This window comes from Brevibacillus fortis, from assembly GCF_003013395.1.
Lineage (GTDB): Bacteria > Bacillota > Bacilli > Brevibacillales > Brevibacillaceae > Brevibacillus > Brevibacillus fortis.
Map to the genome: position 1 here is coordinate 60,497 of NZ_PXZM01000031.1, position 21,214 is coordinate 81,710.

Sequence of the window (21,214 nt, forward strand, 5' to 3'; positions counted from 1 at the left end):
CTAGTTTAACGGGGAGTGCCTCTTTTTCTTGTTTGAACGCTCACTTATAGGGAAGGTGGGAAAACCGTGGACCGTTTACAAGAGCAAAAACATCGCTTCTCCCTATTGGTCAAGCAAATGGAGGTTCCTGACGAATGGGTGGAGCGATATTTTCTTGATGCTCAGATTGAAAAGCTAGAGCTGTATAAGCAAAACAAAGAATGGGTTTTTCACTTTGCCCTCCCGAGAATGATACCTGCAGATGTTTATGCAGCTTTTACCAAGCGATTGACGCATACATTTTCACATCTTGCCAAAGTAGATACCCGATTTCGCTATCACCAAAAGCCGTCTCTCGATCAAGTAGTCGAAGAGTATTGGGATGTCTTACTGGCGGGGCTGGAGCCAACGCTGAACTCCTTGGCAGTTACGATGCGTCAAGCACGGAAGCAAGTCGACCAACAAGAAGTCAAGGTGTACTTGCCAACGGAGATGTCTGTTGAAGTTGCTAAGCGTAAACGTGCGGATAATGAGCTTTTGGCTGCTTTCCAGAAAGCTACCGATTGCTCGATGCGCTTTACTTTCCATGGGGAAGAAAGCGACGACGCGTATAAGGCCTTTGAGGAGCAACGCAAAGAGGAAGAGCGTGCTCTCGTCGAAGTTGTGATGACGGCTGTTCAACAAGACAGCAAATCGTCTGATAAAGCTGAGGCTGTCACTACGCTCATGATGGGCTATGAAATCAAAGATGCGCCGGTTCCGATTTGCGAGATTCAAGATGAGGAACGCCGTATCGTCATCCAAGGAACAGTATTTAACGTAGAAGTCAAAGAGCTTCGCAGTGGACGCCATTTGCTCACGTTCAACGTGTCAGACTATACGGATTCTCTCACGGTGAAGATGTTTTCCCGCGATAAAGAAGACGTGAAAATGCTTGAATTGCTGAAAGATGGCATGTGGGTGAAAGTACGGGGAAGTGTACAGCATGACACATTTGTACGCGACCTTGTCATGAATGCCAATGATTTGAACCAGATTGAGCAGGTCATTCGTAAAGATCACGCGGAAGAAAAACGTGTCGAGCTTCACTGCCATACGCCGATGAGTGCGCTGGATGCCGTTGCATCCGTAAAATCACTGGTCTCGACAGCAGCAAAGTGGGGGCATAAAGCAATTGCCGTCACTGACCATGGTGTCGTGCAGGCTTTTCCAGAGGCGTATTCCATCGCGAAAAAGAACAACATCAAATGCATTCTCGGTATGGAAGCATACGTAGTCGAGGATGGTATCGATATCGTTTACAACTTGCAAGCAGACAATAATCTTTCCATTGATGAAAATACCGAATACGTCGTGTTTGATACGGAGACGACGGGGTTAAACGCCTCAGAGCATACAATCATCGAGATCGCTGCGGTCAAAATGAAGGGCGCAGAAATTGTTGATCAATGGACAGAGCTGATTGACCCACAATTGGAGATAGGACCGAAAACGACGGAGATCACGGGTATTACTAACGAGATGCTTCGTGGGCAAGAGACACTTGATGTAGTGCTGCGCAAATTCAAGGATTTTGCTGGCGATGCTATTCTTGTCGCGCACAACGCGGAGTTTGACAAAGCATTCATCAACGCATGTGCGAAACGAATTGGCATGGAGCCGTGGAACAATCCATTTTTAGATACGTTGCCATTAGCTCGGTTGATGTACAAAGGAATGCGCAATTATCGTTTGGGATCTTTAGCCAAAAAGTTTAACGTGGATCTAATTAATGCTCACCGTGCGTTGGACGATACCGTGGCACTTGCCCAGGTGTTCCAGCAGATGTTAAAGGATATAAAGGAAGCACAGATCCAATCGCTCGCGGAGCTAAATGAAAAAAGCAACGAAGAGGCGGACTACAAGAGCGGCCGTCCATTCCATGCGACGATTCTCGTGCAAAATAAAGAAGGCCTCAAAAATTTGTACAAGCTCGTAAGCCGCTCCCATGTGGAAACCTTCTTCCGTTGGCCTCGTATCCAGCGCAGCCAGTTGACCAAGTACCGGGAAGGCTTGGTAATCGGGACAGCATGCAAAGACGGCGAGCTGATGCAATCGATTTTGCGCGGTAAGTCACCTGAAGAGCTGAAAGAAGTTGCAGCTTTTTACGATTATATAGAATTACAACCCATTGCTCATTACTCACCTCTGTTGCGTAATGAAGAAATTCCATCGCTTGATACGATGAAGGGCTATCATCAAAAGATCGTAGAGATGGGAAAAGAACTCGGCAAGCTTGTCGTAGCGACAGGGGATGTGCATTTTCTGAATCCTCAGGACGAAATTTTCCGTGATGTTTTCTTATTGTCAAAAGGTGATCCGACTGCAGGCAACCAGCCACCGCTTTACCTCCATACAACGGAAGAGATGTTAGAGTCGTTCTCCTTTTTAGGGGAAGAGATCGCAAAAGAAATTGTCGTGACGAACACGAATGCAATCGCGGATATGATTGAGGATATTAGTCCAATTCCAGACAAGCTGTACACGCCGATCATTGAAGGAGCGGACGACGAGCTACGTCAAATGTGCTATGACAAAGCGCGGTTGTTGTACGGCGATCCTTTGCCTGAGCTGGTAGAGCATCGTCTGGAAAAAGAACTGAACAGTATCATCAAGCACGGTTTTGGTGTGATTTATTTAATTTCGCAACGCTTGGTAACAAAGTCGTTGAATGATGGTTATCTGGTAGGTTCACGTGGGTCCGTAGGTTCTTCTTTTGTCGCAACGATGTCTGAAATTACGGAGGTAAATCCATTACCGCCACACTATCGTTGCCCAAGCTGCAAGCACAGTGAATTCATCACAGACGGTTCTATCGCCTCCGGTTTTGACTTGGAGGACAAGGCATGCACCGAATGTGGTACCAGCTATGCCAAGGATGGACAAGATATTCCGTTCGAAACGTTCCTTGGGTTTAAAGGGGACAAGGTACCGGATATTGACTTGAACTTTTCCGGAGACTATCAGCCACGCGCTCACAAGTACACACAAGAGCTGTTCGGACCAGAATACGTTTATCGTGCCGGAACGATTGGTACTGTTGCGGAAAAAACAGCGTATGGATACGTGCGAAAATATGCCGATGAACGAGGCATGACCTTGCGTAATGCGGAGATCTCTCGGATCGTGAACGGGTGCACAGGTGTAAAAAGAACGACAGGACAGCATCCAGGCGGAATTATTGTAGTTCCAGATTACATGGAGATTGAGGATTTCTGTCCGATACAGTTCCCGGCGGACGACAATGAGTCAGAATGGCGTACGACACATTTCGACTTCCACTCCATTCACGATAACTTGCTGAAACTCGATATTCTGGGACACGATGATCCGACCGTCATTCGTATGCTGCAGGACTTGACGGGGATGGACCCTAAGACCATTCCACTCGACGATAAAAAGACCATGTCCATCTTCAGCACCACCGAAGCGTTGGGGGTCACACCGGAACAAATCGGTACAAACATGGGGACACTTGGCATTCCGGAGTTTGGTACCAAATTCGTTCGTCAGATGTTAGAAGACACGAAACCGACTACATTTGCCGAGCTCGTTCAGATTTCTGGACTATCACACGGTACGGACGTTTGGTTGAACAATGCGCAAGACTTAATCCGCAATGGAACTTGCAAGCTGCCAGACGTAATTGGTTGTCGTGACGATATCATGGTGTACTTGATTTACAAAGGGCTAGAACCTTCTCGTGCCTTTAAAATCATGGAGTCCGTGCGTAAGGGTAAAGGGGTTCCTGAGGACGATCAGGAAGAAATGCGCAATAACAATGTGCCAGAATGGTATATTCAGTCGTGCCAGCGAATCAAGTACATGTTCCCGAAGGCGCATGCGACCGCATACGTTATGATGGCTGTACGGATTGCATATTTCAAGGTTCATCGGCCACTTGAGTTTTACGCAACCTACTTCACTGTTCGCGCAGATGATTTTGACATCCCACTAATGGTCAAAGGCTCAGCAGCGATTAAACAAAAGATCGAAGAGATCGAGGGCAAGGGGCACGATGCACAGCCTAAGGAAAAAGCGTTGCTGACTGTATTGGAGATGGCGCTGGAGATGATAGAGCGTGGCTTCCGTTTTACCAACGTCGATTTGTATAAATCAGACGCCACTCGCTTCTTGATCGAGGGTGAATCCTTGATAGCTCCATTTAACGCCCTGCCTGGTTTAGGGACGAACGCAGCGATCAGTATCGTGCAAGCGAGAGAGCACGGAGAATTTTTGTCTAAGGAAGACCTCCTATCCCGTTCTCGCATCTCCAAGACCATATTGGAGTTCTTGGACGAGCAGGGTGCACTCAAAGGATTGCCGGAGTCTAATCAGCTATCCTTGTTCTAAGGCCTACAGTCAAGGCAGACAGTCATCCAAAGGTTGTCAGCGGAGGGCTGTTATGCTATAATTTTTTTGGAAATACTGGTTTTATACGCATGGCTGATCGAGAGTGGGGAAACCCACTCTTTCTTTCTGGCTACACCTCATGGTTCAAATGAGAAGGAGGTACTTGCTTGAGCAAGGTAACGAGCATCGTCACTGAACTCGTCACGCCCATTGTTGAAGAAGTGGGCCTGGAGCTGGTTGACATCGAGTACAAAAAGGAAGGCAGCAACTGGTTTCTGCGCGTGTTTATCGACAATGAAACTGGCAACATCGACATTGATGACTGCCGCCTTGTCAGCGAGAAGCTGAGCGAAAAACTAGACGAAGTAGATCCCATCCCTACTGCATACTTTTTAGAAGTATCTTCGCCGGGTGCTGAGCGCCCATTGCGCAAGGATAAGGATTTCACGAAAGCTGTCGGCAGAAATGTGCATATCACAACAAAAGAGCCAATAGAAGGTGCAACCACGTTCGAAGGCGAACTGATATCCTATGAGGATGGCAAGCTGACAGTAAAAGAAGCAAAGAAAACGTATGTAATTTCCCAAGAGCAAATTGACACGGCAAGAATGGCAATTATTTTTTAGTTGTCGCAGCCAGTGTTAGCCCGTGGTAAGTAAAGGAGGAGGCAACGAAAGTCATGAACGGCGATTTTATCGAGGCTTTAGAAGCCATTGAGAGAGAGAAAGGCATCACCAAAGACGTACTGATCGAGGCCATCGAAGCGGCTCTTATCTCTGGATACAAACGTAACTTCAACTCGGCCCAAAATGTGCGGGTGGATGTAAATCGTCATTCAGGTATGGTGCGTGTGTTTGCGCGGAAGAGCGTAGTCGAAGAGGTTTTGGACGTGCGGCTTGAGATCTCTCAAGAAGCAGCACAAGAAATCGATCCTAACTTCCGTCTGGAGGACATCGTAGAAATCGAGGTAACGCCTCGTGATTTCGGTCGTATTGCCGCTCAGACAGCGAAGCAAGTGGTTACACAGCGCATTCGTGAAGCGGAGCGCGGTTTGATCTACAGCGAGTTTATTGAGCGTGAAGACGATATCGTAACTGGCGTCGTTCAACGTATGGACGCTCGCAATTATTACATTGATCTGGGTAAGGCTGAAGCTGTTATGCCGATCACTGAAAAAATGCCATCCGAAGATTTTAAATCACAAGATCGGGTGAAGGCATACATCATCAAAGTAGAGAAAACCACTAAAGGACCGCAAATCGTCGTTTCCCGTACTCACCCGGGGCTCTTGAAGCGCCTCTTTGAATTAGAAGTGCCAGAAATATATGACGGTGTGGTTGAAATCAAGTCTGTAGCACGTGAAGCAGGTGATCGTTCGAAGATTGCTGTTCATTCGATCAATGCAGATGTAGATCCAGTTGGAGCATGTGTGGGTCCAAAGGGCATGCGTGTCCAAACGATCGTTACAGAGCTTAAAGGCGAGAAGATCGACATTGTTCGTTGGTCTGAAGATCCAGCCGAGTACGTAGCCAATGCACTTAGCCCTGCAAAGGTGCTGCATGTTGAGGTTAACGTTGCGGAGAAGGTTACACGTGTGATCGTTCCCGATTATCAATTGTCACTGGCGATTGGTAAGCGCGGCCAAAACGCACGTCTAGCAGCAAAGCTGACCGGCTGGAAGATCGATATCAAGAGCGAGTCCCAAGCCGACCAAGAAGGCATCGCTTATCCAAAAGAAGTAGAGAGCGATGAAGGGACGGACAACGAATAATCATGAAGCAAAAAAAGATCCCGTTGCGTAAGTGCATTGTTTGCCAAGGAATGTTTCCGAAAAAGGAATTAATCCGCGTCGTCCGGACGCCAGAAGAAGAGATCATTATCGATCTTACTGGAAGGGCGGCGGGACGCGGTACCTATGTGTGTCGGCAGGAAAGCTGTCTGAAGCCGGATGCGTTCGCATCGGGAAAATGGAAAAAAGTGCTGGAACGTGCCCTCAATATGTCCATCTCCCAAGAAAAGTATGATGCTTTCCGTGAGAAATGGCTGGAGATGATGGGAAAATGACCCCAAAAGCAGCACAATTACTCGGATTGGCGATGCGTGCGAGAAAGATCGTCACTGGGGAGGAACTGGTCATTACCGCTATTCGTAATGGGCAGGCCCGCCTGGTTTTGCTCGCATCAGATGCATCAGACAATACCGCCAAGAAAGTAAAGGATAAATGTTCCTATTACGGTGTCTCATGTGTAACCACTGGCGACCGACATTCATTGGGACACGCAATCGGAAAAGATGGGCGCGTTACCGTGGCGGTAACCGATGGGAAATTGGCCGAAAGCATTCAGCGTCTGCTCACCTAACTTAGAAAGGGTGAAGTATATTTGAAGACACGTGTGTATGAATATGCCAAACAGCACAACATGAGCAGCAAGGAAATCCTCAATTTGCTAAAGCGATTGAATATAGAAGTAGCAAATCATATGAGTATCATGGAAGAAGGGACGATTAAGCGGATCGAGGATCACATGGCCAAATTGCGTTCTGGTGCCAAACCGGAAACGCGTAGCACACCTAGTGATGCAAGACCCAAACAAACGGACGATCAACGACGCCCCAACGACTCCAGAGGACAACAGATCAAACCCCAGCAGCAAGCGGGGCAAGCTCAAACGGTTAGAAATGACAAACCAAATAACGATCGTGGAGGAAGTACCTCAAACACCAATCGTCCAGCTATCAACAGTGGAGGTAGCAATTCCGATCAAAATAGTCCTCAGCATGGAAAAAATCAGGGGAAGAATCAGGAGAGAAAACCAAACAATATGAGAAGTCAACCTGCAAAGCCGACTGACCGCAAGCCACAGAACAATCAGCAACGCTCTCAGAACCAACAAAGACCGCAAAACCAGCAACGCCCACAAAATCAACAAAGACCACAAAACCAACAGCGTCCTCAACAGCAATCCGCTGCGAATCAGACAGAGGGTCGCACTGGGGAAGAGTTTGAAGATAAAGTGAACCTTCCTTCAAACGTGGGTACGGAAAAACGTGAGAAAATCAAAAAGGCACCACAAACTCAAAAGACTTTTGAAGATAATAAAAAAAGTCAGCCGTTCCGTGGTGGTGGTAATAACCGCTACAACAACAACCGCCGTGGCAATAATTCGCGTGGTGGTCAAAAGGCACCGCGTCCTGTTTTTGACCCACCAACAAAGATCACATTTACAGAGTCTTTGACTGTAAACGAATTGGCTGTTAAGCTTCGCAAAGAACCTGCAGAAGTAATCAAAAAGTTGTTTAACTTGGGGATCATGGCAACGATTAACCAATACCTCGATCGCGATGCCATTGAACTCATTTGCACGGATTACGGTATTGAAGTCGAAGAAAAAATCATCATCGATGAGACTAACTTCGAGACGTTGGAAGAAGTTGATGCACCAGAAAGCCTTTTGGAACGCCCGGCTGTTGTTACGATCATGGGTCACGTTGACCACGGGAAGACAACTTTGCTCGATGCGATCCGCTCTACCAACGTGGTAGCAGGAGAAGCAGGCGGAATTACCCAGCACATTGGTGCCTACCAAGTCGAGATTAAAGGAAAGAAAATTACTTTCCTGGATACTCCAGGTCACGCGGCCTTCACAACCATGCGTGCTCGTGGTGCTCAAATTACAGACATTACCATTCTGGTAGTTGCAGCAGATGATGGTGTTATGCCGCAAACCGTAGAGGCAATCAGCCATGCAAAAGCGGCAAATGTTCCTATCATCGTAGCGGTAAACAAGATTGATAAACCAGAAGCCAATATGGATCGTATCAAGCAAGAGTTGACCGAGTATGAGCTGGTTGCCGAAGAGTGGGGCGGCGAGACGATTTTCTCCCCATTGTCCGCAAAGCAACGTACAGGTATTGAAGAACTGCTTGAGTACATCTTGCTCGTATCCGAAGTACAAGAACTGAAAGCAAACCCAGACAAGCGTGCTCGTGGTACTGTAGTGGAAGCAGAGCTTGACAAGGGACGCGGTCCAGTTGCAACCATCCTGGTTCAACAAGGTACTCTCCGCGTAGGTGATCCTATCGTTGTAGGTTCTGCCTTCGGTCGTGTACGTGCCATGGTTAACGATAAAGGACGCCGCCTGAAGGAAGCTGGTCCATCTACCCCAGTAGAAATTACTGGTCTGAATGATGTACCACAAGCAGGTGACCAATTCCGTGTCTTTGAAGACGAGAAAAAGGCTCGCGCAATCGGGGAAGCACGTGCATCCAAGCAGCGTGAATCCGAGCGTCGTGAGAGCTCCCGCGTATCTTTGGATGACTTGTTCCAACACATCCAAGAAGGCGACATCAAAGAGTTGAACCTGATTGTAAAAGGTGACGTACAAGGTTCTGTAGAAGCTCTGCGCGGTTCTTTGGAAAAAATCGATGTCAACGGCACGCGTGTGAAAATCATTCATACAGGTGCTGGGGCGATTACGGAATCCGATGTTACCTTGGCAAATGCTTCGAATGCCATCATCATTGGTTTCAACGTACGTCCTGAACCGAATGCACGCAGCATGGCTGAACAAGAGAAAATCGACATTCGCCTGCACCGTGTCATCTACACTGTAATCGAAGAGATCGAGTCTGCTCTCAAAGGTATGCTTGATCCAGTCTTCAAAGAAAATATTATCGGCCAAGCTGAGATTCGTGAAGTGTTCAAAGTATCCAAAGTCGGAAACATTGCAGGTTGCTATGTGACTGAAGGTAAATTGAGCCGCGATGCTGGTGCGCGTTTGATCCGTGAAGGCATTGTGATTTATGAAGGTAAGCTCGATACCCTCAAGCGCTTCAAAGATGATGCGAAAGACGTTGCAGCTGGCTATGAGTGCGGTCTGACTTTGGAACGCTTCAATGACCTCAAAATCGGCGACGTAATCGAAGCATTCGTCATGGTTGAAGTGAAACAATAATGATAGCAGGTGTGCAGATTGAACTGTTTCTGCCCGCTAGCCAAAACCTGAAAGAAAAACGGGCCATCGTCAAAAGTCTGATCGGCAAGCTGCGGAGCCGATTTCATGTCTCCGCGGCAGAGGTGGCTTATCTCGAGCAATGGCAGCGTACCGTGTTAGGTATCGCTGCCGTTGCTAATGAGATCTCTTTTTTACAACAAGAAATGCAGGCTGTCATTCGATTCGTGGAAAACCATCCAGAGGTAGAGTTGATTCGCGTGGATACGGAATACTACGATTAAAGAGCAGTCAGCGGAGGTGAAAATCGATGAACAAAACACGGATTAGCCGCGTAGGCGAAGAAATCAAAAAAGAATTGAGCCTCGTATTGCAGCGTGGACTCAAAGATCCTCGTGTCGGTTTCGTAACGGTAACAGATGTAGAGGTAAGCAGTGACCTGCAATTGGCAAAAGTATTTGTCAGCATTTTTGGCAGTGAGGAAGAGCGTAAAGCTTCTCTTGCCGGTTTGACAAAAGCAAAAGGTTACTTGCGTACGGAGATCGGGAAACGCGTAAAGCTACGTCACATTCCTGATTTTGTATTCAAGCTGGACGAGTCAATTGACTATGGCAGCAAAATTGAATCAATCCTGCGGGAAATCTCCACAGAGGGAGAGAAACAGGATGAATCCTAATCAAATGGTAGTACAGGAAGCGGCTCGGTTTATGCAGGAGCACGACCGCTTCCTGGTTCTCTCTCATGTAAGTCCTGACGGAGATGCGACAGGATCTGCTTTGGGAGTCGTGCTCATGCTAGAGCAATTGGGTAAAGAGTATGTGGTTGTAAACGAAGGAGAGACTCCGGTCAAGTTCAACTTCTTGCCGCGGTTTGACCGACTTTATAACCTGCGCAAACAACCGCTGAACGAGACGTTCGGGGCCGTTATCGCCGTAGACTGCGCGGATGAATCGCGGATGGGCGATGTACGGTCTTTATTTGCGTCTGGCGCTGCTTTGCTGAATATCGATCACCACCCGACCAACGATCATTTTGGAACGGTAAACCTGGTTCGTCCGGAGGCAGCCGCAACAGCAGAGATATTGTTTGATGTTGCAGAAGCAGCAGGGGTTTCTTTCAATGAAGAGCTTGCGCTGTGCATCTATACGGGCCTTCTGACGGATACAGGCGGTTTCCGCTATTCGAATACATCGCCGCGCGTCATGGAAATCGCAGCTCGATTGCTCGGATACGGTGTGAAGCCAGGAGACGTAGCAGAGCGTTGCCTGGAGGAAATCACTTTTGCCCATGTGAAGGTTTTGCGACGCGCTCTTCAAACCTTGCAACTGTCCCATCAAAATATGGTTGCCTCCATCACTGTTTCTACCGCAGATTTTGCCGAAGTGGGTGCGGAGCGAGAAGATGCTGGTGGATTGGTGAATTACTGTCGCAACATTGAAGGAGTCGAAGTCGGCGTTTCTTTTGTGGAAGCGGAATCGGGAGTGGTCAAGGTGAGCATGCGCGCTCGCGATCGGGTTGATGTAGCTGTCATTGCTAAACAGCTCGGTGGCGGTGGACATGCAAAAGCAGCGGGTTGCACGATCAAAGGACCACTTTCAGAAGTACAGCAAAAAGTATGGACTGTGCTGGACGATGCAGTAGGAGTGAAATTCGATGAATAACGTGAACGGCGTGCTGGTTATCGACAAACCAGCTGGTATGACTTCCCATGATTGTGTAGCACGTATTCGTCGATTATATGGCACGAAAAAAGTGGGGCATACAGGTACACTGGATCCAGATGTGACAGGTGTACTCCCCATTTGTGTGGGACACGCAACGAGGCTAGTTGAATATTTGCAAGAGCTGCCTAAGCGCTATGATGTAGTCATGCGCCTCGGTTCAACTACCACGACAGAAGACGCTTCTGGAGAAGTGGTGGAGCAAGGTACTGTAGATGTAGCATCGATTACGACGGAGCGTATTCAAGCGCTGTTGGAATCCTTTTTGGGTGAAATGGAGCAAGTGCCTCCCATGTTCTCTGCGGTAAAGGTAAACGGCAAGCGGCTGTATGACCTGGCTCGTGAAGGCACCGTGATCGAGCGGCAGGCACGAAAAGTGACGTTGTATGAGCTGACACTTCATAAGATTAGCGTGGATGGGGACACTGTCGATGTTGCATTCACGTGCACGTGCTCCAAAGGCACATACATGCGCACCTTATGTGTTGACCTCGGACGCGCTCTGGGTTATCCTGCCCATATGAAGCTGTTGCGGCGAATAAAAAGCGGCCCGTTCCTGGAGCAAGAGGCAATCCCTCTCCAGCAAATTGAGGAACAGGCAGCAAACGGGGAAGACATTTCCCGCTACTTGGTCTCCATCCCTCAGGCAATCTCATTCTTACCATCGTTTCAGGTCAAGCCAGACCGGACCAAAGCAGTGCGCAATGGACTTGCGACCGCGCTTCCAGGCGTCACTGCGGAGGAAGGAAGTTTGATTTGCTTGTTTGCAGGGGAAGAATTACTCGGCATCCATCGCGTATGCCGTGGAGACAAAGGACTTTTCGCCAAGCCAGAAAAAGTCTTTCCAGCCGAGGTGTAATCCGTGAAAACGATCTACCTGACATACCCGTTTCCGTCTGACCTGCAAGCGAATCCTTGTGCGATTGCACTGGGGTACTTTGATGGTGTACATATTGGGCATCGCCGTGTGATCCAAAAGGCGATTGATACAGCGAAAGCAAACGGATGGCAAAGTACGGTAGTGACCTTTGATCCGCATCCTCGAGAAGTATTGGGGCAAAGCGGTTATACCCGCTATTTGACACCACTTGAAGACAAGCTCGAGCAATTTGAAAAAATGGGCATAGACACCACTTATGTGATGAAGTTCGATATTGGCTTTGCGGCTATTTATCCAGAAGATTTCATCGCAGAGTGCATTCTCCCATTGGAATGCCGCCATATTGTCGTTGGCTTCGACTACACCTTTGGTTATCGCGGGATGGGGACTGCCCATACCTTGCAAGAAATGAGCAAAGGTCGTTATGGGCTCGACATAGTGGGGCCGGTAAATCGCTTGGGTGAAAAAGTTAGCAGTACCATCATCCGTGAGTATCTTCATCATGGAGATGTTGAGCAGGTACGCCATCTACTTGGCCGCTCCTACAAAGTGCGCGGGACAGTCGTGCATGGAGACAAACGCGGTCGTACCATTGGCTTTCCTACAGCTAACGTCCAAGTGAATCAGCCGTATTTGATCGGAAAGAATGGGGTCTACGGTGTTCGCTTTACCGTGGATGAACAAAGCTACTATGGTGTCATGAACGTAGGAATCAAGCCTACATTTGAACTGGAGAAAAAAGAAAAGTCACTAGAGGTGCACATTTTTGAGTTCTCCGGTGAAATCTATGACAAAGAAGTAGAAGTAGAGTTCCTCTTCTACATTCGGGAGGAACAGAAATTTGCTGGAGTCGATGCACTTATCGCGCAAATTGGACGAGATGTACAAACGGCGAAGCAAAAATTTGCAGAGGGAATCTCGTAAAGGATTCTCTTTGCTTTTCACAAAATGGTATGCTATAATTCAAAACGTTGTACAGATAACCGTAGCTTGGCTGTCCGATTCTCACCGACGGCAGACTCGGCGAACGGTATAAAAAATGAGGAGGTGAGTCATGATGGCATTGACTCAAGAACGTAAAACTCAACTGATTCAAGAGTTCCGTACTCATGAGAACGACACCGGTTCACCGGAAGTGCAAATCGCTATCTTGACCGAAAACATTAACAATCTGAACGGACACTTGCGTACGCACAAGAAAGATCACCACAGCCGTCGTGGTCTCTTGAAAATGGTTGGTCAACGTCGTAACCTGTTGACATACCTGCGTGAAGCAGATGTTCAACGCTATCGTTCGGTAGTAGACCGTCTGGGTCTGCGCCGCTAATCAGCGTTTTGTAAAAAGCGGGTTCTTCCCGCTTTTTCTATCGTGTAGGAGGGTTTGGCGTAGCAATGCGCTAAGCCCATCCGAAACGAGTAAAAAGCTAGAAACAATTTGCTTACTTGCATGAGCTTCACAAAAGAAGCTTTTTTTATTATCTAGAACGACTGCCAAAGGTACCCATTTAATTTTTATCACGGCAGGAAATAATACATATAGGTAGAAAACAAAGTGTGAAATGCACATTGTTGTGAAGGAGGACTGCTATCATCATGGAGCAACAATACCGTACATATGACTTCGAACTGGCAGGCCGAAAACTGACCCTGGAATTTGGCAAAATGGCTAAACAGGCGCATGGTTCGGTCTTGGTTCGTTACGGCGATACAGCAATCCTGTCTGCAGTTACAGTCTCGAAGGAACCAAAACCACTTGACTTCTTTCCACTGACTGTCAACTATGAGGAGCGTCTCTACGCGGTTGGGAAAATTCCTGGCGGCTTTATTAAAAGAGAAGGACGTCCAAGCGAAAAGGCGATTTTGGCTAGCCGCTTGATTGACCGCCCTGTTCGCCCTCTTTTTGCAGAAGGATTCCGTAACGATGTACAAATCGTAAATACTGTTCTGTCTGTGGATCAAGACTGCTCACCAGAAATCGCAGCGATGATCGGTACTTCCGCAGCGCTATGCGTTTCGGAGATTCCTTTTGAAGGTCCGATTGCAGGAGTGATCGTAGGACGAATTGACGGAGAGTTTGTCATTAACCCTACTGTAGCGCAAGCGGAGAAAAGCGATATTCACCTGACTGTCGCAGGTACGCACAAAGCGATTAACATGGTGGAAGCAGCTGCGAATCAAGTGCCGGAAGCAGTGATGCTCGAAGCGATCATGGCAGGCCATGACGTTATTAAGCAACTGGTAGAATTCCAGAACATGATCGTGTCCGAAATTGGCAAGCAAAAGATGGAAGTCATCTTGCATGAGGTTGATCCTGAAATCGATCAGGCTGTGCGTGCATTTGCGGAAGCTCGCTTGAAAGAAGCTGTTCGTATCGAAGAAAAACAAGCGCGCTACGATGCTATTGACGATATCAAGGCAGAAACCAAAGAGCATTTTGCAGCCAAGGACCCTGAGGCATATCCAGAGCAGGAAAAGATGATTAGCGAAGTACTTGGCAATATTGTCAAGGATGAGGTTCGCCGTCTGATTACTGACGATAAAGTTCGCCCTGATGGACGAGCTCTGAACGAAATCCGCCCGCTGTCCAGTGAGACAACCATTCTTTCCCGTACACATGGCTCTGCTATGTTTACCCGCGGTCAAACACAGGCGCTGAGCGTTTGCACATTGGGCGCGCTGGGAGATGTTCAAATTCTCGATGGACTCGGTCTGGAAGAATCGAAGCGTTTCATGCATCACTACAACTTCCCGCCGTATAGCGTGGGTGAAGCACGTCCGTTGCGTCCTCCAGGGCGTCGTGAAATCGGACACGGTGCGTTGGGTGAGCGTGCAATCGAGCCGATCATTCCATCTGAGGTAGAGTTCCCATACACGATTCGTCTCGTATCAGAAGTCATTGAATCCAATGGTTCCACATCGCAAGCGTCGATTTGCGCGAGCGTACTTGCTTTGATGGATGCAGGTGTACCGATCAAAGCACCAGTAGCAGGTATTGCGATGGGCTTGATCATGAGCAAAGATGAGAAATCTTTCTCGATCTTGTCTGATATTCAAGGTATGGAAGATCATTTGGGCGACATGGATTTCAAAGTAGCGGGTACTGAGACTGGCGTAACAGCTATCCAAATGGACATCAAAATTTCCGGCATCAACCGTGAGATTTTAGAGCTGTCCTTGGAGCAAGCGCGTGTAGGTCGTTTGCACATCCTGAACCATATGATGAGCACGATTTCCGAACCGCGTAAAGAACTGTCTCCTTATGCACCAAAAATCATGACCATGACGATCAATCCGGAGAAAATTCGCGATGTAATCGGTCCACAAGGTCGTGTCATCAATAAGATTATCGAAGAAACCGGCGTAAAAATCGACATCGAACAAGATGGACGAGTCTTCATCGCATCCATCAACCACGAAGCGAATCTGCGCGCGAAACAAATCATTGAAGATCTGGTTCGTGAAGTAGCTGTTGGTCAGGTGTATCTGGGAACAGTAAAACGCGTAGAGAAGTACGGTGCGTTCATCGAGTTGTTCGCAGGCAAGGAAGGCTTGTGCCACATCTCTCAACTGGCTGAAGAGCGTGTAGCCAAAACAGAAGATGTTGTCGCAGTTGGTGATAAAGTAGAAGTGAAAGTGACCGAGATCGACGACCAAGGTCGTGTAAATCTCTCTCGCAAAGCAGTTTTGAAAGAGCAAGCTGCAGAAACACCAACAAAAGCAGAATAAAGAAAAACAAAAGGCTTCGTCACTCGAAGAAATTCGTGTACGGAAGCTTTTTTTTTGTGCAAGATGCTCCCGTTTCGTATGTCTAAGTCGTTTCTTCCCCTCATACATTGGACAAGAGAGACTCGTACGAGCGATAGAGGAGGGCGACGCCCTAATGACGAATAGGACCAGGAGACTTTTGTTCATAGTTGTATATGGAGCAGTGCTGATCGTTCTCTTGAATTATCAGCCTATTCATCATTACATCAGTACGATTAAAAATGTCCAAGTAGTGAATGGCGACATCAACGAAAACGAAAAAGTGCGTTTACGGGCGCAGATTGAAAAGTGGAAAGAGGGCAGAGAAGAACAGCCGATAGATGCCGTCGTCGATCAGACGTGGAAGGCCATTCCCGGCTATAATGGCCGTATAGTCGATGTAGAAGCATCGCTCAATAAATTGCTGGCTGCGGGTGTGTCCAGTTCGGATTTGCTGGTATACAAGGAAGTACCTCCAGCTGTTTCGCTTGAGCAATTGGGAGCACATCCCATCTACCGAGGAAATCCAAATAAACCAGTAATTTCTTTCATGATCAACGTGGCTTGGGGTAATGAGTATCTCGATTCGATGCTCAATACACTCGATAAACACAAGGTAAAGACAACATTCTTTCTGGATGGCTCTTGGGTAAAACGTTACCCGGAAGAAGCAAAAAAGATTATGGCTCGTGGCCATGAGATTGGTAATCATGCGTATTCCCATCCCGATATGAACACACTGGGTACACAACGGATACATCAAGAGATAAGTCGTACGCAAGATGTTATTTTTAAAACACTGGAAGTGAAGTCTTCACTGTTTGCACCGCCATCGGGTGCTTTTAACCAACGCGTTGTACAAATCGCGCATTCGTCTTTTCAAATGAAGACGATTCTATGGACGGCAGATACGGTAGACTGGCAGAAACCTTCGCCTGCTTCTGTGATCAATAAAATAAGCCGCAAAATGGGGAATGGTGTCCTCATACTCATGCATCCTACTTCTACTTCAGAAGCCAGTTTAGATCAACTTCTGACGATCGCCAAAAAGAAGGGGCTACAGCCGACAACTGTTTCGGAGGTCATATCGAGTCGTAGACTCCCGTCACCGTAAATACATGTTCATTTATTGTGGAGACAAAGGAAGTTTGCTATAGTTAGACGTGTTTACAAGGAAATTCCCCGAGTTTGCGGATAGAGACAGATGAACAACCGAGGAGGATTTACGTGATACAACGTCATACGTGTGATAACGGTCTTCGAATCGTGACGGAACGGATTCCGTCCGTTCGTTCAGTTGCCTTAGGCATCTGGGTAGGGACTGGTTCGAAATATGAAAATGAGAAAAACAACGGGATCTCCCATTTTCTCGAGCATATGTTTTTTAAAGGGACGACAACTCGTTCTGCAAAGGAAATTGCGGAAACCTTTGATGAGATTGGCGGGAACGTGAACGCCTTTACCTCGAAGGAGTATACCTGCTATTACGCAAGGGTGCTCGACCAACACGCTCCGATCGCCCTCGATGTTCTTTCTGATATGTACTTCAACTCGGTATTTGATGAAAATGAGTTGGAAAAGGAAAAGAACGTCGTCATTGAAGAGATTAGCATGTATGAAGACACGCCAGATGATTTGGTGCATGATTTGATTGCACGCGCTTCGTACAGCACACACCCGCTGGGGTATTCGATTTTGGGTACGGAAGATGTCCTTCGCAGCTTGAAGCGTGACGATTTGCTCGCTTATATTGATCAGCATTACCTGCCAACGAATACAGTGATTACGGTAGCGGGTAATTTTGAAGAAAGTTTGATTGAAGACATTCAAAAGCGCTTTCAGGCTTTCTCGCGTCCGGGCAGTATGCCGACTTTGTCTACTCCAGACTTTGCTGGTAACGTTATCGCGCATCATAAGGCGACAGAGCAAGCGCATCTGTGCCTGTCTCTACCTGGGTTTAAGGTGGGGCATCCCGAAGTTTATTCCTTGATTTTGCTGAACAATGTGCTGGGTGGCAGCATGAGCTCGCGTCTATTCCAAGAAATTCGAGAAGAACGCGGTTTGGCATACTCCGTTTACTCCTATCATTCGTCCTATAAAGAAGCGGGTACGTTCCACGTGTATACAGGAACGGCACCAGAGCAAGTGGGACAGGTTTTTGACATCGTCTCGCACGTCCTACGCGATGTCGCTGATCACGGAATTACTGACAAAGAGCTGAACAAAGGTAAAGAGCAGCTGAAAGGCAGCCTGATGCTCAGCTTGGAGAGCACGAATAGCCGTATGAGTCGACTTGGAAAAAATGAGCTCTTGCTGGGCCGTCACCTTAGCCTAGATGAGATCATCGCCAAAATTGACCGTGTTTCACATGAATCTGTTCTGGCTGTGGCGCAGCAGCTGTTCCGTTCCAAGATGTCTATGGCGATGGTAAGTCCGCTCGACGGCTTCCCTGCAAACGTGAAAAACGATATTTTGTTGTAAGCAAAAATCCGGCATAGCCCGGATTTTTTTGCGTATATCAACAGTAAATGAAAGGACAAAGGGGGCTTCTCCATGCGCTTAAGCGAGTTGGGTGGGAAGGAGATTATCGGACTGGACAACGGAGAGAAAATGGGAGTCATCAGCGATTCCGATTTGGTAATCCATCCCGAAAACGGTACGATTCAATCCATCATCTTGCCAGGAGGCAGTTTCTTTGGATTCGGAAAGAAGCGAGAGGACCTCGTGATTCCATGGAGCTCCATCGTAAAAATTGGGCCAGATACGGTCATCATCCAGCTTCAAGCGCCTGAGGCACAAGCTTCTCAAAAGTAGGCGCTACTGTCACCGAAGTAGCAGGAGCGGAATAGGATGGGGGTAGACCGCATGGATTTCCGTCAACTTTTCCAAATGGAAAACCTTTGCGTTTCGATCATTTAATGCAGTAAAATGTGTGGAAAGGGGAACGCAGCATGCTAACGGGCATACATGTTGCCTTCATCGGCGGAGACGCTCGCCAGTTGGAAGTCATTAAGCGATGCATACAACTGGATGCTAGCGTCACGTTAGTTGGCTTCGACAACCTGGAAAGTAATTTTACAGGGGCAACGAAGAAACCATTAACATGCGATGTGTTGAAAGACGTGGACGCCCTCATCCTACCCATCGTAGGGACCGATGACCAAGGATACGTGGAAAGTATTTTCTGCTCCAAACAAATGCAGTTGCTAGACGAACATGTGGCAAGTCTGCCGAGTCATTGCGTGGTTTACACGGGAATGGCAAAGCCTTATCTGAAAAAGCTGTTGGCTTCTACACAGCTTCCCCTCGTGGAGCTCTTGGATCGTGATGATGTAGCTATCTACAACTCTATCCCTACTGTAGAGGGAGCGTTAATGATGGCGATTCAACATACGGATATTACGATTCATGGATCACAGTCAATTGTTTTAGGATTGGGCCGCACAGGTTTGTCCATGGCTCGCGCATTGCATGCGTTGGGAGCCCGCGTAAGAGTGGGGGCAAGGCGTCAGGAACACTTGGCACGCATTTATGAGATGGGATTGACTCCCTTCCATATAAGCGAAGTAAGGAAACAGGTTACGAATGCTGATTTCATTTTTAATACCATCCCGCAATTATTACTCACGGCAGAAGTGATTGCTCAAATGCCTCAATCGGCGTTTATTCTTGATCTTGCCTCCAAGCCAGGAGGAACAGATTTTCGTTACGCTGAAAGACGAGGTATCAAAGCTCTTCTTGCTCCCGGATTGCCTGGAATCGTTGCACCTAAAACCGCTGGACAAATTTTAGCCCAAACATTGTCTCGTCTTATTGCGGATCAAAGGAAAGCGCCAGGAGGGGATGCAACATGAGTAAGCTTCAGGGAAAGACCATTGGATTTGGTTTGTCTGGATCGCATTGCACGTTTGAGGAAACCATGCCGCAAATTAAACGATTTGTGGATGCTGGAGCAAGGGTGGTCCCTATCGTATCGAATACGATTATGACCACGGATACACGCTTCGGTACTTCTCAAAGCTGGCAGCAACAAATCAAGGAACTGACAGGGGAAGAGCTTATTTCGACGATTCCTCAGGCTGAGCCGTTGGGACCTTCCAAGTTGTTGGATGTCATGCTGATTGCGCCTTGCACTGGCAGTACAACGAGTCGACTGGCAAATGCCATTACGGATAGTGCCGTACTGATGGCGGCCAAAGCTACGATGCGTAATCTGCGACCTGTTGTGATTGCCATTTCCACCAATGATGGTCTGGGATTAAATGCAGCCAATATTGCCAAGCTGTTGGCTGCGAAAAATATGTATTTCGTACCGTTCGGGCAGGATGCCCCGGATAAAAAACCGAATTCGCTTGTAGCTCGGATGGATCTCCTATTGGAAACATGCGAAGCAGCTTTGGAAGGACGACAATTGCAACCCTTGCTCATCGAAAGATTTAACTACTAATAAGACTACAGAAAAAACAATAAACCTGCTTTTTCGCGATTAGGAGGAGAGTAAGAGATGGCAAACCAACTGACTTTCAATGTTGCTGTAGTCGGTGCGACTGGTGCAGTCGGACAGCAAATGATTCAACTATTAGAAAAGCGCAACTTCCCAATCAAACAGCTTAAGCTGCTTGCTTCTGGACGTTCTGCAGGAAAAACAGTCACGTTCAAGGGACAAGAAATTGTACTGGAAGAGGCGACTCCAGACAGTTTTGCAGGGGTTGATTTTGCCTTGTTTAGTGCTGGCGGATCGGTCAGCAAGGAACTGGCTCATCACGCGGTGCGTCATGGTGCCGTTGTCATTGACAATACCAGCGCATTCCGGATGGATCCAGATGTTCCTCTCGTTGTGCCAGAAGTAAACATGGATGCTGCGCTCGCCCATAATGGAATCATTGCGAATCCGAATTGCTCTACGATTCAGATGGTTGCCGCTCTAAAACCCCTGTATGATCGTTTTGGTATAGACCGCATTATCGTTTCTACTTACCAGGCAGTATCTGGTGCAGGTCAATCTGCGATCAATGAATTGCTCGACCAGAGTCGAGACATTTTGGATGGTAAAGAACCGCAGTGTAACGTCCTTCCCGTAGGCAAATTGCCTGTACATCATCAGATTGCTTACAACGCGATTCCGCAAATTGATGTGTTCACCGACAATGGTTTTACTTACGAAGAAATGAAAATGGTCAACGAGACCAAAAAAATCTTCGGTGATGACACTGTACTTGTTTCAGCTACTTGCGTACGTATTCCAGTGGTCTATGGCCATAGCGAATCGGTATATGTAGAGTTGAAACAGGATTACGATCTGGCAGAAGTAAAGGCACTGCTGGAAAACGCTCCTGGCATCGTGTTAGTAGATGTGCCGGGAGAACAGCAGTATCCACTCGCTACTGATGCAACAGGCAAACTGGAAGTATTCGTGGGCCGGGTGCGTCGTGATCTCCATCATCCTCGTGGACTGCATATGTGGATCGTTTCTGACAATCTTCTCAAAGGTGCCGCATGGAATACAGTACAAATCGCTGAAGAACTCATAAAAGCAAGAGTATAGG

Annotated in this window: 19 protein-coding genes; all 19 read left to right on the forward strand. The window is 47.6% G+C overall.

Annotated features, from left to right (window positions below):
• Nucleotides 1-66: 66 nt before the first annotated feature.
• Nucleotides 67-4,371 (forward strand): PolC-type DNA polymerase III, encoded by a 4,305-nt coding sequence (locus tag C7R93_RS19180; protein ID WP_106840319.1) that lies wholly within the window; start codon nt 67-69, stop codon nt 4,369-4,371.
• A gap of 167 nt (nt 4,372-4,538) precedes the next feature.
• Nucleotides 4,539-4,997 (forward strand): ribosome maturation factor RimP, encoded by a 459-nt coding sequence (rimP, locus tag C7R93_RS19185; protein WP_106653487.1) that lies wholly within the window; start codon nt 4,539-4,541, stop codon nt 4,995-4,997.
• Nucleotides 4,998-5,050: 53 nt separating this feature from the next.
• Nucleotides 5,051-6,142, forward strand: coding sequence for a transcription termination factor NusA (gene nusA / locus C7R93_RS19190; protein ID WP_007719234.1), 1,092 nt, complete (start codon nt 5,051-5,053; stop codon nt 6,140-6,142).
• A gap of 2 nt (nt 6,143-6,144) precedes the next feature.
• Nucleotides 6,145-6,435, forward strand: a complete 291-nt coding sequence (gene rnpM / locus C7R93_RS19195) for an RNase P modulator RnpM (protein ID WP_106840320.1) — start codon at nt 6,145-6,147, stop codon at nt 6,433-6,435.
• The gene (locus C7R93_RS19200) at nt 6,432-6,731 is read left to right on the forward strand and encodes a YlxQ family RNA-binding protein (protein ID WP_106840321.1); all 300 of its coding nucleotides are present in this window, start codon (nt 6,432-6,434) and stop codon (nt 6,729-6,731) included. Before rnpM ends, C7R93_RS19200 begins: the two co-directional genes overlap by 4 nt.
• Before the next feature lie 21 nt (nt 6,732-6,752).
• Nucleotides 6,753-9,326: a translation initiation factor IF-2 gene (infB, locus tag C7R93_RS19205; protein ID WP_106840322.1), complete on the forward strand. Its 2,574-nt coding sequence runs from the start codon at nt 6,753-6,755 to the stop codon at nt 9,324-9,326.
• Complete coding sequence (locus C7R93_RS19210; RefSeq protein ID WP_016743352.1) at nt 9,326-9,607, forward strand: DUF503 domain-containing protein; 282 nt, start codon at nt 9,326-9,328, stop codon at nt 9,605-9,607. The genes infB and C7R93_RS19210 overlap by 1 nt, the downstream gene beginning before the upstream one ends.
• Nucleotides 9,608-9,633: 26 nt before the next feature.
• The gene (rbfA, locus tag C7R93_RS19215; RefSeq protein ID WP_007719226.1) at nt 9,634-9,999 is read left to right on the forward strand and encodes a 30S ribosome-binding factor RbfA; all 366 of its coding nucleotides are present in this window, start codon (nt 9,634-9,636) and stop codon (nt 9,997-9,999) included.
• Nucleotides 9,989-10,984 carry a DHH family phosphoesterase gene (locus C7R93_RS19220; protein ID WP_106840323.1) on the forward strand — a complete coding sequence of 332 codons (996 nt, stop codon included), beginning with the start codon at nt 9,989-9,991 and terminating at the stop codon, nt 10,982-10,984. Before rbfA ends, C7R93_RS19220 begins: the two co-directional genes overlap by 11 nt.
• Nucleotides 10,977-11,903 (forward strand): tRNA pseudouridine(55) synthase TruB, encoded by a 927-nt coding sequence (gene truB, locus C7R93_RS19225; protein ID WP_106840324.1) that lies wholly within the window; start codon nt 10,977-10,979, stop codon nt 11,901-11,903. Before C7R93_RS19220 ends, truB begins: the two co-directional genes overlap by 8 nt.
• 3 nt (nt 11,904-11,906) lie before the next feature.
• Entirely contained in the window at nt 11,907-12,848 is a 942-nt protein-coding gene (locus C7R93_RS19230) for a bifunctional riboflavin kinase/FAD synthetase (protein WP_106840325.1), read from the forward strand.
• A gap of 133 nt (nt 12,849-12,981) precedes the next feature.
• The gene (gene rpsO, locus C7R93_RS19235) at nt 12,982-13,251 is read left to right on the forward strand and encodes a 30S ribosomal protein S15 (protein ID WP_015891708.1); all 270 of its coding nucleotides are present in this window, start codon (nt 12,982-12,984) and stop codon (nt 13,249-13,251) included.
• 266 nt (nt 13,252-13,517) lie between these two features.
• Nucleotides 13,518-15,650 carry a polyribonucleotide nucleotidyltransferase gene (gene pnp / locus C7R93_RS19240; protein WP_106840326.1) on the forward strand — a complete coding sequence of 711 codons (2,133 nt, stop codon included), beginning with the start codon at nt 13,518-13,520 and terminating at the stop codon, nt 15,648-15,650.
• A gap of 154 nt (nt 15,651-15,804) precedes the next feature.
• The gene (locus C7R93_RS19245; RefSeq protein ID WP_106840327.1) at nt 15,805-16,782 is read left to right on the forward strand and encodes a polysaccharide deacetylase family protein; all 978 of its coding nucleotides are present in this window, start codon (nt 15,805-15,807) and stop codon (nt 16,780-16,782) included.
• A 113-nt stretch (nt 16,783-16,895) separates the two neighbouring features.
• On the forward strand, nt 16,896-18,149 hold the full coding sequence (locus C7R93_RS19250; RefSeq protein WP_106840328.1) for a M16 family metallopeptidase: 1,254 nt from the start codon (nt 16,896-16,898) through the stop codon (nt 18,147-18,149).
• Between the two features lie 72 nt (nt 18,150-18,221).
• A complete protein-coding gene (locus tag C7R93_RS19255; protein ID WP_007719215.1) occupies nt 18,222-18,482 on the forward strand; it encodes a YlmC/YmxH family sporulation protein in 261 nt (86 codons plus the stop codon).
• 137 nt (nt 18,483-18,619) lie between these two features.
• Complete coding sequence (gene dpsA / locus C7R93_RS19260) at nt 18,620-19,522, forward strand: dipicolinate synthase subunit DpsA (protein WP_106840329.1); 903 nt, start codon at nt 18,620-18,622, stop codon at nt 19,520-19,522.
• On the forward strand, nt 19,519-20,115 hold the full coding sequence (locus C7R93_RS19265; RefSeq protein WP_106840330.1) for a dipicolinate synthase subunit B: 597 nt from the start codon (nt 19,519-19,521) through the stop codon (nt 20,113-20,115). The genes dpsA and C7R93_RS19265 overlap by 4 nt, the downstream gene beginning before the upstream one ends.
• Nucleotides 20,116-20,172: 57 nt before the next feature.
• Complete coding sequence (locus C7R93_RS19270) at nt 20,173-21,213, forward strand: aspartate-semialdehyde dehydrogenase (protein ID WP_106840331.1); 1,041 nt, start codon at nt 20,173-20,175, stop codon at nt 21,211-21,213.
• Nucleotide 21,214 lies beyond the last annotated feature (1 nt).

Excerpts from the sequence above, each read along its gene's own strand:
- nusA (WP_007719234.1), top strand. The coding sequence starts at position 5,051 with ATGAACGGCGATTTTATCGAGGCTTTAGAAGCCATTGAGAGAGAGAAA.
- rnpM (WP_106840320.1), top strand. The coding sequence starts at position 6,145 with ATGAAGCAAAAAAAGATCCCGTTGCGTAAGTGCATTGTTTGCCAAGGA.
- C7R93_RS19200 (WP_106840321.1), top strand. The coding sequence starts at position 6,432 with ATGACCCCAAAAGCAGCACAATTACTCGGATTGGCGATGCGTGCGAGA.
- C7R93_RS19210 (WP_016743352.1), top strand. The coding sequence starts at position 9,326 with ATGATAGCAGGTGTGCAGATTGAACTGTTTCTGCCCGCTAGCCAAAAC.
- rbfA (WP_007719226.1), top strand. The coding sequence starts at position 9,634 with ATGAACAAAACACGGATTAGCCGCGTAGGCGAAGAAATCAAAAAAGAA.
- C7R93_RS19220 (WP_106840323.1), top strand. The coding sequence starts at position 9,989 with ATGAATCCTAATCAAATGGTAGTACAGGAAGCGGCTCGGTTTATGCAG.
- truB (WP_106840324.1), top strand. The coding sequence starts at position 10,977 with ATGAATAACGTGAACGGCGTGCTGGTTATCGACAAACCAGCTGGTATG.
- rpsO (WP_015891708.1), top strand. The coding sequence starts at position 12,982 with ATGGCATTGACTCAAGAACGTAAAACTCAACTGATTCAAGAGTTCCGT.
- pnp (WP_106840326.1), top strand. The coding sequence starts at position 13,518 with ATGGAGCAACAATACCGTACATATGACTTCGAACTGGCAGGCCGAAAA.
- C7R93_RS19245 (WP_106840327.1), top strand. The coding sequence starts at position 15,805 with ATGACGAATAGGACCAGGAGACTTTTGTTCATAGTTGTATATGGAGCA.
- C7R93_RS19255 (WP_007719215.1), top strand. The coding sequence starts at position 18,222 with ATGCGCTTAAGCGAGTTGGGTGGGAAGGAGATTATCGGACTGGACAAC.
- dpsA (WP_106840329.1), top strand. The coding sequence starts at position 18,620 with ATGCTAACGGGCATACATGTTGCCTTCATCGGCGGAGACGCTCGCCAG.
- C7R93_RS19265 (WP_106840330.1), top strand. The coding sequence starts at position 19,519 with ATGAGTAAGCTTCAGGGAAAGACCATTGGATTTGGTTTGTCTGGATCG.
- C7R93_RS19270 (WP_106840331.1), top strand. The coding sequence starts at position 20,173 with ATGGCAAACCAACTGACTTTCAATGTTGCTGTAGTCGGTGCGACTGGT.